We start from the raw sequence: 12,657 nt of genomic DNA, 5'->3' as shown, positions 1-12,657 counted from the left end.
GGAGACGATCATGGACAGCGTGAATCTCGAAGTCCTCAAGGCCAGCGTGCGCTGGCTCGGCGCGGGCCATCGCGCGTGGCTGGTGACGGTGGTGAAGACGTGGGGCTCGTCCCCACGCCCCGAGGGATCGATGCTCGTCGTTCGCGACGACGGCCTCGTGGCGGGCTCAGTATCGGGTGGCTGCATCGAAGACGATCTGATCGACCGCGTGCGCCGCCACGCTGTGACACCGGACCGGCCGCAGCCACTCAAATATGGCATCAGCGCGGACGACGCACATCGTTTCGGCCTGCCGTGCGGCGGCACGATCGAACTGATGCTCGAACCGCTGTCCGATGCGCGCGGGATCTCGGCGCTATGCCGTCGCGTCGAAGCGGGTGAGCTCGTTGCTCGCACACTCGACATGGCAACCGGTGTCGCGACGCTGTCCGCCGCGCAGGCGACCGACGGTGTCGCGTTCGACGGCGAGCGGTTCGTCACGATACACGGTCCGCGTTACCGGATGCTGGTGATCGGCTCGGGGCAGTTGTCGTGCTATCTGGCGTCGATTGCGGTGGGGCTCGATTATCAGGTGACGGTGTGCGACCCGCGCGAGGAATACGCCGATACGTGGGATGTACCCGGCACGACGCTCGTTCGCACGATGCCCGACGATACGGTGCTCGGCATGAAGCTTGACGAGCGCAGCGCGGTGATCGCGCTCACGCACGACCCGAAGCTCGACGATCTCGCATTGATCGAGGCGTTGAAGACGCCTTCGTTCTACGTCGGTGCGCTCGGCTCGCGACGCAACAACTCGGCGCGGCGCGAACGGCTGAAAGAGTTTGATTTGACCGAAGCCGGGCTCGCGCGGTTACATGGGCCGGCAGGTATCTACATTGGCAGCCGTACGCCGCCCGAAATCGCACTCTCGATCCTCTCCGAAGTGACCGCCGCGAAGAACGGCGTGGTGCTGCCGGCGGCGTCCCGGGTGGAGGGGGCGAAGGCGGCGCGCGAAATCGACGCGTCGGTCAATGCGTTGTGCGCCGCATGACGTACCGCCAGTGACTCAGTCCAGCTCGTCGTCGGCGATGGCGGCTACGGGTTCCTGCGCGGCTTCGGTGAACATTTCGGTGAACTGGTCGAGTACCGCGAGTGCATCGCGGCCGACTCGCGTGATCCGGTAGAACGATAGCGCGACCTCGGGCCGGATCGCGTCGATCCTCACACGGTAATGCCGGCAGATATGCTTGCAGAACGACGGCATGATCGCGATGCCGAGCCCTTCCTGCGCCATCGCGATCGCGGTCTGAAGATGACCGACGACGATGCGCCGGCTCACGTTCACTTCCTCTTTCGAGAGCGTCGCTTCGATCAGCCGCTGCAGTGGATTGTCCTTCGGTAGTGCGATCAACGGCAGGCCTTCGAGGGCGGTCCAGCGGATGCCGCCGCGCGCTGCGGCCGCGCCGAGCAGCGCGCCGTTGTCTGCCGATACCGCAACGAACCGCGTCGGAAAGATCGGCACGCGGTCGATGCCGGAGATCTGCGAGAAGAACACGCCGAATGCCGCGTCGAGATGCCCTTCCTCGACCATGTGCACCAGTTCGCCCGGCGGCCGGTCGACCAGTTCGATCTGCGAGTTCGGATAGATCTGCGAGAAGCGTGCGAGCACCGGCGGCATCAGGCTCGCGGCGATCATCGGTGTGCAGCCCAGCAACAACGACGATTGTTTCTGGCGCCCCAGCTCGTTCAGTTCGGTTACCGATTTTTCGAGCGTCTCGACGATCTTCATCGCGGTCGGATAGAACACGCGGCCCGCCTCGGTCAACGACACGGTGCGTGTCGTGCGTTCGAGCAACCGGCACCGCAACTGCGTTTCCAGTTCGCGGATGATCGCACTGAGCGCCGCCTGGCTCAGATGCATGCTCTGTGCGGTCTTCGTGAAGCTCGACGTGTTTGCAACCCCAAGAAATACCTTGAGCTGTTTAAGGGACAGGTTCATCGACAGCAGATCCTTCGTGTATCGGGCTTGGGCAAGCCCGATTCTATCCCGTCTGCCGCAGCGGCTGCCGCACGTCGGGACGCCCGTGCGGCAGTTGCCGGCGCGTCAGGCGAACGCGTAGCGTCCCTCGGCGTCGCGCGAGAGCGCGCGTTCCCGCGCGATGTCCTCGAGCCAGCGCACCACCTCGCGGCCATCGCGCGTGCCGGTCGCGGCCATCAGTTCGGAGAAGCGCTTCGGACCGTGTTCGAGCGCTGCTTCGAGCGAATCGAAGCGCGCGCCCTGCCAGGCCGGCGGCGTCGGCACGCGGTGTTCGAGATCGCGCTGCGCGCCCGGCGCGAGCAGCGGCAGCGTGAGGTCGAAGCCGGCTTTCGCGGTTTTCGTCGCGCCGAGCAGCGACGGGTCGAGCGGCATCGCGCGCATGCTGTCCTGGAGCACGAGATCGCGGTCGGCCTGGAAGCGCGTCGCGAGGGCCCAGTCCATCTGCTCGTCGGAGAACACGTCGATGTCGGGATCGACGACGAACACGTGCTTCACGTTCGCGAGCGACGCGAACACCGCCGCGATCGCGTTGCGCGCTTCGCCGGGCACCCGCTGCTGCATCGCGATGCGCACGTTGAACATGCCGCCCGTCGCCGGGTTCGCGTAGACGGCCTTCACTTCGCGCACCGCCGTTTCGAGCGCGCGCCACACAGTGACTTCAGTGCGCAGCGCGGCGAGTTGCGCGGTATCGGTGCGCGCCATCGAGCGGCCGCCGATCGTGCAGGTCTGGAACACCGCGTCGCGCCGGTGCGTGATCGCGGTCAGATGGAACACCGGGTTCGTCTTCACGCCGCCGTAGTAGCCGAGGAACTCGCCGTACGGGCCTTCCGGTTCGACGTGGCCGCGCTCGTCCAGATAGCCTTCGAGAATGAATTCGGCGTCGGCGGGAACGAGCAGGTCGTTCGTCACGCATTTGACGACGCCCATCGGCGTGCCGCGCAGCGCGGCGACGAGTTCCAGTTCGTCGGTCGGAATGCGCATCGTCGCGCCGACGTGGTCGATCGGGTGCGTGCCCACCGCGAATGCGATCGGCGTGCGCTCGCCGCGTTTCGCGTGCGCGATGGCGATCGCGCGCAGGTCGGACGGCGCGACGAGGTCGATGCCGGCCGTGCGGCGACCGCGCAGCATCAGCCGGCGGATGCCGACGTTGGTCCAGCCGGTTTCCGGATCGACCGCGAAGTCGATCGACGCCGAGATGTACGGCGCGCCGTCCAGGTCGTGTTGCAGATGCACGGGCAGCGCGGTGAAGTCGCAGTCGTCGCCGGTCAGCACGACCTGCTGGACCGGCGCTTCGTCGCGGCTCACCTCGACGAGCTTGCCCTTCACGCGCAGCCGTTCACGTACCGTTTCGAGCAGACGCTGCGGGGTCGTGTCGAATGCCTTTGCAAGCCGCGAGCGGCTCGCGGCGACGCTGCCGGCGAGCGACGTCGTGCCGCCGGACGGCCGCTCGAACCAGATCGCGCGCGGGTTGCCTTCCATGATCGCGGCAATGTCCGCGAGATCGACCGGCGCTGCATGGCGTTCGAGTTCGGTATCGTCGAGCGATTCGAGAAAACGTCGCAGGCGGAACTGTTCGAGGTCGGGGGCGGGTGTACCTTCCGCGGTGGAGGGGATCGTTGTCCTGGGTCTCAATCTGGGCTCCTCGCGCAACGTGTCGCGCGGTGTTGTAGTCGATGGATCGTCGTTTCGGAGGCGGCGGTCCGCGTGGCGCGCGCCGCTGGCTCATTCAATCAGAAGCGGGCAATCAGAAGCGGGCCGACAACGCGGTGGCCGCCAGATGCGCGGCGAAGCCGCTCGCGCCGGTGGCGGACATCTCCGGTGCGAGATGCAGGAACTGCTTGACCGCGCGCAGCGTCACCGCGCTGCAGCCGAGCAGTGTCTGCGTGAGCGCGTTCGCCTCGGCGTCGAGGCTCGCCGCCGGCACGATGCGGCTCACGAGCCCGGCCTGCAGCGCCTCGGCGGCGGACAGCCGCTGGCGGCTCAGGACCATGTGCGCGACGGTTTTCACCGGCACGCGGCCGATCAGCGCGGACATGACGAGCGTCGGTGGAATATCGCGCTCCATCTCGGGAATCTGGAACACGGCATCGTCGGCCGCAAGTACGACGTCGCACACGCCGGCGAGTGCACAGCCGACGCCGAGCGCCGCGCCGCGCACCACCGATATCACCGGCACGCGCACCGCCTTGAGCGCATCGTAGAGTGCGAGCGGCGGGGCGGCGACCACGCGGCGCAGCGTTTCCGCGGAAGGCTTTGCGTCGGCGGCCGGCATCGGCGACTGGCGGCCCTTGCAGAAGTCGGCGCCGCTGCTGCCGATACGCACGAGCTTCACCTCGTCGTCGAGCGACGAGACGGCCGCGATGATCGCATCGCTCATTTCCGCGTTGATCAGATTGCCGTTCTCCGGACGGTCGAGCACGATTTCGACGAGTGGGCCGTTTCGATGGATGGCAACGAATTCAGTAGACATGACGGATTCCTTCAGGCTGCGGGCCGGTGGATAAATTCCCAGACCACCTTGGGGGTGGCGGGCATCGCGAGTTCTTCCTTGCCGGATTCCCTGAGGGCATCGGCGAGCGCATTGAAGATCGTGGCGGTGGCGGGCGTGATGCCGCTTTCGCCGCCGCCCTTCACGCGCAGCGGATTGCCGTGCGTCGGGTCTTCGGTCAATTCGACGCGCAGCGGCGGCACCGCGCCGGCGCGCGGCATGCCGTAATCCATGTAGGAGCCGGTCAGCACCTGGCCCGTCTCGCGGTCCAGATAGCACCCCTCGGACAGCGCCTGGCCGATGCCCTGCGCGAGGCCGCCATGCACCTGGCCTTCGACGATCAGCGGATTGATCGGCTGGCCGACGTCGTCGACCGAGGTGTAGTTGAGCAGCGTGACGATGCCGGTGTCCGGATCGACTTCGAGTTCGCAGACCGCCGCGCCGGTCGGGTGCGCGGGCACGCGCGCGTTGACCTCGGCCGCGGCATGGAGCTTCCTCGTCGCGGCGTCGCCGGGCAGGCCGTCGCTGGCGATCTGGCCGGCTACGTCGAAAAGGCCGATGCGGCGCGCCGATGCGTCATCGACAAAATCGCCGTCGGCGAACCGGATCTGTTCCGGTGTCGTGCCGAACAGCACGGCGGCGACGCGCTTGCCGGTCGCGACGATCTGCGCGGCGGTGTCGACGAGCAGCATGCCGCCGAGCCGCATGCTGCGGTCCGAGTGGCTGCCGCCGCCGACGCTCACGAACGCGGTGTCGCCGGTGCGCAGCGTCACGGCCTGCATCGGCACGCCCAGATGTTGCGCGATCACCTGCGCGAAGGTGGTTTCGTGGCCCTGGCCGGTCGATTGCGTGCCCGACACGATATCGACGCGGCCGTCCGGCAGCACGGTCAGTTCGATGCGCTCGCGCGGCGCGCCGACCGGCGACTCGATGTAATTCGCGAGGCCGATGCCGCGCAGTTTGCCGTTCGCATGCGAGGCCGCGCGCCGCGCCTCGAAGCTGTCCCACTCCGCGAGCACGAGCGCGCGTTCCATGTTGCGCGCGAACTCGCCGCTGTCGTAGGTCAGGCCCATCGGGCTGAGGTACGGCAGCTTGTCATGCGAAACCAGATTGCGGCGGCGGATCTCGGCGCGCCCGAGGCCCAGTTCGTCCGCCGCGAGATCGAGCATGCGCTCCATCACGTGGGTCGCTTCGGGGCGCCCCGCGCCGCGATACGGCGCGGTCGGCACGGTGTTGGTCAGCACCGCGCTCACATGGACCGCCGCGACCGGCACATCGTAGACGGTCGTCATGATGCGCGTGCCGTTCGACATCGGCACGTACGACACGGTATGCGCGCCGACGTTGCCGATCCATTCGTTGTCGATAGCCAGAATGCGGCCGTCCTTCGAAAAGCCGATTGCCGAGCGGATGATCGCGTCGCGGCCCTGATAGTCGGACAGGAACGCTTCGCTGCGATCGCTCGTCCATTTGACGGGGCGTCCCACGCGGCGCGCGGCCCATACCACCGCGAGCTGCTCGACATAGATGAACGAGCGCGGGCCGAAACCGCCGCCAGTGTCGGGGCACACCACGCGCACCTGCGACGGCGGCACCTTCAGCGCGGCCGCGAGGCACAGCTTCTGGCGCACCGCACCCTGGCTGCCCGAAATCAGCGTGTACGCATCGGTCTGCGCGTCGTACGCGCCGATCGCGCTGCGCGGCTCCATCTGGCAGTTGACGACGCGACTGTGATGAAACTCGCGCCGCACCACGTGATGGGCGTTCGCCAGAATCGCGCGTGCGGTCTCGCGCTCGCCGATCTGGGTCTGAAAGCACAGATTGCCGGGCGCGCCTTCCCATAGCTGCGGGGCGTCGTCGCGCATCGCATCGGCGCCGTTGACGACAGCGTCGAGCGCGTCGTAATCGACCTCGATCAGTTCTGTCGCGTTGCGCGCCTGCAGCTGCGTTTCGGCGATCACCATCGCGATCGCCTCGCCGACGTAGCGAACACGGTCGACCGGCAACGGGATATGGAATTGATTGAAGATCGAACCGGTCAGCGAAGTCAGGAACGCCTTCCTGGTCGCATCCACCGCGTCGACCGGATTGGGTACGTGGTCGACACCCTGGAAGCCGTCGTCGAGATAGTCCTGGCCGAGCAATACAGCGATCACGCCGGGTGCTTCGCGAGCGGCCGAGACGTCGACCGAGCGCAGCGCCGCATGGGCGTGCGGCGAACGCAGGAAGGCCGCGTATAGCTGGCCGTCGACGTGCAGATCGTCGGTGTACTGGCCCTTGCCGGTCACGAAGCGAAGGTCTTCGACGCGCGGTATCGGTTTGCCGATCATGAGTGCTGGCCCTCCTGCTGCGTGCCAACCAGTTCCGGATACATCTCGCGGGCGGCGTGACGCACCGCCTCGACGATGTTGACATAGCCGGTACAGCGGCAGATGTTGCCTTCGAGCGCGTGACAGATGCTCTCGTCGTCGAGCGCGGGTACCTCGCGCAGATAGAAATCGGCGGACATGATCATGCCGGGCGTGCAGAAGCCGCATTGCAATCCGTGACACTGAACGAACGCGTTCTGTACCGGATGGAGTGTCCTGCCAGCGCTCGCGCGCAATCCTTCCACGGTCGCGACCGTGCCGCCGCTCGCCTGGGCGGCCAGTACCGTGCACGACTTCACCGACACGCCGTCGAGATTGACCGTGCATGCGCCGCACTGGCTCGTGTCGCAGCCGACGTGCGTGCCGGTAAGACGCAGCGTCTCGCGCAGAAATTCGACCAGCAGCGTGTGGTCGGGCACTTCGCGCCGGACTTCGACGCCGTTGACCTGCAATTGGACTTCAACCATGGTTCACCCTGTTCTGTGTCGTCCGGACGCGCGCACGCAGCGGCACGCCGGAACAAAGCTCACTGCGCGTCGACGGCATCCGCCGGCGCGCTCAGCGTGGCGTTGAAGCGCTTGAAGAACTCGCTCGCCAGCTTGTTCGCGACCGATGTGACGAGCCGCGAGCCGATCTGCGCGAGCTTGCCGCCGACCTGCGCCTCGGCGACGTAGGTGAGCAGGGTGCCGCCTTCCTGCGCGTCGGCGAGCATCACGGCCGCGGTCATCTTGCCGAAACCGGCAATGCCGCCTTCGCCCTGACCGACGATCCGGTAGCCGTTCGGCGCATCGCGTTCGGAAAGCAGCAGCGTGCCCTTGAAGCGGGCCTTGACGGGGCCGACCGACGCGACCACGACGGCCTTGAACTCGTCGTCGCTGTCCGCCGTGAACGCCTCGCAGCCGGGCACGCATGCCTGCAGCACGGCCGCGTCGTTCAATCCTTTCCATACCGCTTCGCGCGATGCGGCGATGGTCTGCGATCCGGTGAATTCCATCCTTGTGTCTCCTGAATTAAGCGGGCTGGCGCAACGATTGCGCGAGCAGCGCCTGTAAGGCGCGATGTGTGTAGGTTTCGATCAGATGCGCGCGATACGCGGCGGAGGCGTTGTCGTCGTCGGGCAGCGTCGACGGGTCGACCTTGAGCGGGGCCAGCGACGCTTCCGACAGATCAGCCGACAGTGCCGCTTCGGCGTCAGACCAGCGGAACACCGAAGCGCCCGCGCCGGTCACGGCAACGCGCACCGCATCGGCGTACTGCGCGATAAAAACGCCGACCACGGCATAACCCGAAGCCGGCTGGCGAAACTTTGCGTAGGCGGCACGCAACGGGATCGCGAACTCGAGCGCCGTCACCAGTTCATCGGCACCGAGCACGGTTTCGAAGGTGTCGACGAAGAAATCGTCGGCGGCGACGCGCCGCGCTGAAGTGACCACCCCGGCATCGAGCGCCAGCACCGCCGACGGGTAGTCTGCTGCCGGATCGTTGTTCGCGACCGAGCCGCCCATCGTCCCGCGATTGCGCACCTGGGGATCGGCGATCACACTGGCCAGTTGCGCGAGCGCCGGGATCGCCGCGGCGACCACTGGCGAAGCCGCGACTTCGGCATGTTTCGTCAGCGCGCCGACCCGCAGCACGCCACTGGCGACGCTGATGCCGCGCAACGCCTCGATCCGCGTGAGATCGAGCAGATGCGAGGGCGCCGCGAGCCGCTGCTTGAGGGTGGGGATCAGCGTCATGCCGCCGGACAGCGGGCGGGCTTCCTCATGTTCGCGCAGCCAGGCGAGCGCTTCGTCCAGTGAGCTTGCCCGAAGGTAGGTGGTCTCGTACATGGAGTCTCCTGCAGTCGCGGGCCGGACCACGGCACGCGGCCGGTATGGTCAGGCCGTCTGTTTCAGCCAGTCTTCGAGCGCCGTGGCAAGCGCGACCGGTACTTCATACATCGCGTAGTGTCCCGCGTTGCGCAGCGTTTCGAGCTGGGCACGCGGATACCACGCGAGCCACGTGCGGGTCATCAATCCGGCGGTGAGCGTCGGATCGTGCTCGCCGATAAAGAGCTTCACGGGTACCGTGTTGCCCGCGACCTCAGCGGAGAAGTCGTGCATCGCCCACTGCGGCAGATAGCCCGCGAATGCTTCGCGGCTCGACAGCCTTGCCGATTCGCCGGCCAGGTGCGCGCTCCAGCGCGGCGCGAGACGATTGCCGGTCGAGTACGCGATGATCGCGGCGCGTCTGGCGACGTCGTCGACCGCGGCGCGAAACCCGGCGACACGCGTCTCGTCCATCCGCGAACCGCACGCGGGAACGGCCGACACACCCGCCATCCGTTCGACCCGCTGCGGCGCCGCGAGCAGCACACGCTGCATCGCCATGCCGCCCATCGAATGGCCGATCAGGCTGAAGCGATCCCAGTCGAGATGGTCGGCGAGTACGAGCACGTCCTGCGCGGCTTCCTCGAAGGTGAATTCGCCGTCGCGTTCCAGCGAGCGGCCGTAACCGCGGTAGTCGAAGAACACGTAGGTGAAGCTGTCGAGATCGAGCGCCGGCGTCAGCGCCTGCCAGTCCTTCGAGCTGCCGAACCAGCCGCTCAGCACGAACACCTTGCGCGGACCATGGCCGAGTTGCACGAAGCCGTTGAGCGTCGTCATGCGTGCGGCTCCTCGTGGCGCACGGGCGCGTCGGGATAGTTCAGTTCGAGCGCCGGCGCGATCCGTCCGCGGCATTCGCCGAAGCCGATCGTCACCGCGCCGGGCCTGCTGGCCCGTGCGCGCAGCACGATTTCGTCGCCGTCCTCGAGCGCCGTGCGGGTTTCGCCGTTGGGCAGGGCGAGCGGGTTCTTGCCCGCGTTGCTCAGTTCGGTCAGGCAGGCGCGCGATACGTCGGCGGCGCCGGAAATCGTGCCGCTGCCGAGCAGGTCGCCGGTGCGCAGATTGCAGCCGTTGCTGGTGTGATGCGCGACCATCTGCGCAAAGGTCCAGTACAGGTTGTCGAGATGCGTTTGCGTGATCCGCACAGGTGCCGCACCGGCTTCGCGGAGCCGCGCGGTCGACAGAAGCGCTTCGAGTTCGAGATCGAGGCCGCCGCTTGCCTGATCGAGCGCGCCGTGGAGGTGCGGCAGGATCGCCGGATCGCCCGCGCCGCGTGGTGCAGCCGGCTTGCGGAATGGCGCCAGCGCTTCCCCGGTGACGATCCACGGCGACAGGCTCGAATGAAAACTCTTGCCGAGAAACGGGCCGAGCACCTGCTCGAACCATTGAATGCTCTTCGCGGACCAGTCGTTCAACAGGCAATAGCCGAAGATATGATCGCGCGCCGCGTCGACCGGAACCGGCTGCGTGAGCGGGTTGCCGCGGCCGATCAACGCCGCCAGTTCGAGTTCGAAATCGAGCGCGGGCGCCGGGCCGAAACGCACTTCGCCATGTGCGTCGCGATACTGGCCGTGGGGGCGGCGCACGTCGCCGCCGCTCACACGCAGCGACGAGGCGCGGCCGTGATAGGCGATCGGTAGCGACTTGAACGCGGCCGGCAACGGATCGGCCAGACCCTTGTAGCGGCCATGCCGTTCGGTGTGGTGCAGCGACGTCAGGAAATCGGTGTAGTCGCCGATCTCGCACGGCAACCGCGGCGTCACGTCGGCCAGACGCGGCAGCAGCGCGTCGGCGCGCTGCTGGATGCGGGCGAGTTGCGGCGCGTCGCTACGCAGCAGGTCGGATAGCGCGCGGCGCAGCGCGCTCGCGTAACGCGGCTCCATCGACATCAACGGCTTCAGGCTGTCGCCGCCAGCCGCGGCACAGGCGAGCGCGGCGTCGCCGTCAAGCAGCCCGGCATCATGCAGCGCACGCAGGTCGACGGCGTGCTCTCCGATCGCGACGCCGCAGCGCGCTTTACCGTCGCGCTCGAAAACGCCGAACGGCAGGTTCTGAACCGGGAAATCCGCGCCGGGCAGATTGGCCGATTCGATCCAGCTGCGCCGGGCTGGATCGTGTGTGGAATTCAGGGTAGTCATGCCGAACGCGTCTCCGATACCGCGTTTTGTCGTTCTTCCGTCCACGCGTCGAGCGCGGAGCGAGCCTGCATTCTATAGCCGGCCAGCGTTTCGGCGGGCGCCACCGGTACCGTCAGTTCGAGACGGAAGCCGTTCGGGTCGAAGAAATAGATCGAGCGCACGAAGTGGTGATCGGTCACGCCGAGCACTTCGATGCCGTGTTCGATCAGGCGTTGCTTCATCGTTTCGAGTTCGTCGAGTGACGACAGGCGCAGCGCGATGTGGTTCACCCACGGCGGCGTATTCGGCGATGGTTCCGCGGCGGTGTCGTCGCCGAGATCGAAGAAGGCGATGTTGGAGCCATCCGCCATTTCGAAGAATACGTGCACGTATGGGCAATATTCGCCGGTGCTCGGCACGCGGTCGAGGCGGATCACGTGAACCAGTCGCAGGCCGAGCACGTCTTCGTAGAAGTGACGCGTCTCTTCGGCATTGCGGCAGCGCCAGGCGAAATGATGCAGGCCGAGAATCGGGGGGAGGGTGGACATATGGTGTCTCCTTGTGCGGTGAAGGCGATCAGACTTCGACCGTATCCACGTTGTATTCGAACAGCCAGTTGTAGCGCTCCTTGACGCGCTCCTCGCTCCATTCGCGATCGACGTATTCGGCTGCGCCTTCCGCGTGCGCAAGTTGCGGATTGTGAAAGCGCGTGGTGTTCGCCGCCGATCCGCGCACCACGCGCGCGGTACGTTCGAGCCGTAGCGCTTCGTAGCGGGCCAGCGCGCGCGGCAAATCGTCTTCGTAGCGTGCAAGGCAGCGTGCGATCAGGTAGCCGTCCTCGATTGCCATGCCGGCGCCCTGGGCGAGGAACGGCAAGGTCGGATGACAGGCGTCGCCGAGCAGCGTGGCGTTGCCTGAACTCCAGCGCGCCATCGGTTCGCGCACCATCAAGGCCCATTTATACGGAATGTCGATCGCCGAGATCAGCGTGCGGACGTCTTCGTGCCAGCCCTGGAAATCGCTCAGGCATTCCGCAAGCGTGCCGCGCTCGGACCACGATTCGACCTGCCAGCCCGAGCGTTCGACCGCGCCGACGAAGTTGACGAGCTTGTGGCCGCGCAACGGGTAATGGATGACGTGCGCGCCGGGGCCGACCCAGTTGGTGCCGTAGGCGGTGCGCAGATGTTCGGGCAGCGCTTCGGCATCGATCACGCCGCGCCATGCCATGACGCCCGAATAAACCGGCTCGTCGGGACCGAACAGCGCGCGGCGCACCCGCGAGTGGACGCCGTCCGCGCCGATCAGCAGATCGGCCTCGTACACCGTGCCCGCGACCGTCTGCACTTCGACCTTGCCGCCGGTCTGCCTGATGCCTTCGACTTTTTCGCCGAGCCGGATCGCATCCGGACTGAGCGCGTACACGGCATCGGCGAGCGCCTGATGCAGATCGGCGCGATGCAGCGTGAAATAGGGGTAGCCGTACACTTCGCGCGAGGCTGCGCCGAGATCGAACAGGCGCCATGTCTGACCGGTGTTCCAGAGTCGTACACGCTTGCCGGGGGGCTCGCAGGCGAGTCCTTCGAGGGTGTCGCCGACACCGATCCGGTACAGCACGCGCGTCGCATTCGGACTGAGCTGAACGCCCGCGCCGATTTCCTTTAGCGCCTGCGCCTGTTCGAGAATGGTGACATCGAAGCCTTTTTTCAGCAAAGCGGCTCCGGCCGTCAATCCGCCGATACCGGCACCTGCAATAACGATCTTCATTCGACGATTCAACCTCTTTGTGTGGTGGGCGCCT

Annotated in this window: 12 protein-coding genes; 1 reads left to right on the top strand and 11 read right to left on the bottom strand. The window is 66.8% G+C overall.

What is annotated here, in order from left to right:
* The first annotated feature begins 10 nt into the window (after nt 1-10).
* Nucleotides 11-1,033: an XdhC family protein gene (locus LPA34_RS22740; protein ID WP_228982483.1), complete on the top strand. Its 1,023-nt coding sequence runs from the start codon at nt 11-13 to the stop codon at nt 1,031-1,033.
* A gap of 15 nt (nt 1,034-1,048) precedes the next feature.
* Here LPA34_RS22740 and LPA34_RS22735 read toward each other — a convergent pair whose 3' ends face one another.
* The 11 genes from LPA34_RS22735 to LPA34_RS22685 form a co-directional block, all read right to left on the bottom strand.
* Complete coding sequence (locus LPA34_RS22735) at nt 1,049-1,981, bottom strand: LysR family transcriptional regulator (RefSeq protein WP_228982482.1); 933 nt, start codon at nt 1,979-1,981, stop codon at nt 1,049-1,051.
* Between the two features lie 105 nt (nt 1,982-2,086).
* Nucleotides 2,087-3,652: a UbiD family decarboxylase gene (locus tag LPA34_RS22730; protein WP_228982480.1), complete on the bottom strand. Its 1,566-nt coding sequence runs from the start codon at nt 3,650-3,652 to the stop codon at nt 2,087-2,089.
* A 112-nt stretch (nt 3,653-3,764) separates the two neighbouring features.
* On the bottom strand, nt 3,765-4,490 hold the full coding sequence (locus LPA34_RS22725; protein WP_228982479.1) for an enoyl-CoA hydratase/isomerase family protein: 726 nt from the start codon (nt 4,488-4,490) through the stop codon (nt 3,765-3,767).
* Between the two features lie 11 nt (nt 4,491-4,501).
* A complete protein-coding gene (locus LPA34_RS22720) occupies nt 4,502-6,838 on the bottom strand; it encodes a xanthine dehydrogenase family protein molybdopterin-binding subunit (protein ID WP_228982478.1) in 2,337 nt (778 codons plus the stop codon).
* Nucleotides 6,835-7,344: a (2Fe-2S)-binding protein gene (locus tag LPA34_RS22715; RefSeq protein ID WP_228982476.1), complete on the bottom strand. Its 510-nt coding sequence runs from the start codon at nt 7,342-7,344 to the stop codon at nt 6,835-6,837. Before LPA34_RS22715 ends, LPA34_RS22720 begins: the two co-directional genes overlap by 4 nt.
* A gap of 59 nt (nt 7,345-7,403) precedes the next feature.
* Nucleotides 7,404-7,871: an SRPBCC family protein gene (locus tag LPA34_RS22710; protein ID WP_228982474.1), complete on the bottom strand. Its 468-nt coding sequence runs from the start codon at nt 7,869-7,871 to the stop codon at nt 7,404-7,406.
* A 16-nt stretch (nt 7,872-7,887) separates the two neighbouring features.
* Nucleotides 7,888-8,706 (bottom strand): FAD binding domain-containing protein, encoded by an 819-nt coding sequence (locus tag LPA34_RS22705; protein ID WP_228982473.1) that lies wholly within the window; start codon nt 8,704-8,706, stop codon nt 7,888-7,890.
* A gap of 48 nt (nt 8,707-8,754) precedes the next feature.
* Nucleotides 8,755-9,522 (bottom strand): alpha/beta fold hydrolase, encoded by a 768-nt coding sequence (locus tag LPA34_RS22700; protein ID WP_228982471.1) that lies wholly within the window; start codon nt 9,520-9,522, stop codon nt 8,755-8,757.
* On the bottom strand, nt 9,519-10,880 hold the full coding sequence (gene fahA / locus LPA34_RS22695; protein WP_228982470.1) for a fumarylacetoacetase: 1,362 nt from the start codon (nt 10,878-10,880) through the stop codon (nt 9,519-9,521). Before fahA ends, LPA34_RS22700 begins: the two co-directional genes overlap by 4 nt.
* Nucleotides 10,877-11,407 carry a VOC family protein gene (locus tag LPA34_RS22690; RefSeq protein WP_228982467.1) on the bottom strand — a complete coding sequence of 177 codons (531 nt, stop codon included), beginning with the start codon at nt 11,405-11,407 and terminating at the stop codon, nt 10,877-10,879. The genes fahA and LPA34_RS22690 overlap by 4 nt, the downstream gene beginning before the upstream one ends.
* 28 nt (nt 11,408-11,435) lie before the next feature.
* Entirely contained in the window at nt 11,436-12,623 is a 1,188-nt protein-coding gene (locus tag LPA34_RS22685; RefSeq protein WP_228982465.1) for an FAD-dependent monooxygenase, read from the bottom strand.
* Between the last annotated feature and the right edge of the window lie 34 nt (nt 12,624-12,657).

This window comes from Paraburkholderia gardini, assembly GCF_907164575.1.
Classification (GTDB): domain Bacteria; phylum Pseudomonadota; class Gammaproteobacteria; order Burkholderiales; family Burkholderiaceae; genus Paraburkholderia; species Paraburkholderia gardini.
Note: the sequence above shows the minus strand (reverse complement) of the source record. Positions and strands in the feature narration are given on the sequence as shown.

Excerpts from the sequence above, each read along its gene's own strand:
- LPA34_RS22740 (WP_228982483.1), top strand. The coding sequence starts at position 11 with ATGGACAGCGTGAATCTCGAAGTCCTCAAGGCCAGCGTGCGCTGGCTC.
- LPA34_RS22735 (WP_228982482.1), bottom strand. The coding sequence starts at position 1,981 with ATGAACCTGTCCCTTAAACAGCTCAAGGTATTTCTTGGGGTTGCAAAC.
- LPA34_RS22725 (WP_228982479.1), bottom strand. The coding sequence starts at position 4,490 with ATGTCTACTGAATTCGTTGCCATCCATCGAAACGGCCCACTCGTCGAA.
- LPA34_RS22720 (WP_228982478.1), bottom strand. The coding sequence starts at position 6,838 with ATGATCGGCAAACCGATACCGCGCGTCGAAGACCTTCGCTTCGTGACC.
- LPA34_RS22715 (WP_228982476.1), bottom strand. The coding sequence starts at position 7,344 with ATGGTTGAAGTCCAATTGCAGGTCAACGGCGTCGAAGTCCGGCGCGAA.
- LPA34_RS22710 (WP_228982474.1), bottom strand. The coding sequence starts at position 7,871 with ATGGAATTCACCGGATCGCAGACCATCGCCGCATCGCGCGAAGCGGTA.
- LPA34_RS22705 (WP_228982473.1), bottom strand. The coding sequence starts at position 8,706 with ATGTACGAGACCACCTACCTTCGGGCAAGCTCACTGGACGAAGCGCTC.
- LPA34_RS22700 (WP_228982471.1), bottom strand. The coding sequence starts at position 9,522 with ATGACGACGCTCAACGGCTTCGTGCAACTCGGCCATGGTCCGCGCAAG.
- fahA (WP_228982470.1), bottom strand. The coding sequence starts at position 10,880 with ATGACTACCCTGAATTCCACACACGATCCAGCCCGGCGCAGCTGGATC.
- LPA34_RS22690 (WP_228982467.1), bottom strand. The coding sequence starts at position 11,407 with ATGTCCACCCTCCCCCCGATTCTCGGCCTGCATCATTTCGCCTGGCGC.
- LPA34_RS22685 (WP_228982465.1), bottom strand. The coding sequence starts at position 12,623 with ATGAAGATCGTTATTGCAGGTGCCGGTATCGGCGGATTGACGGCCGGA.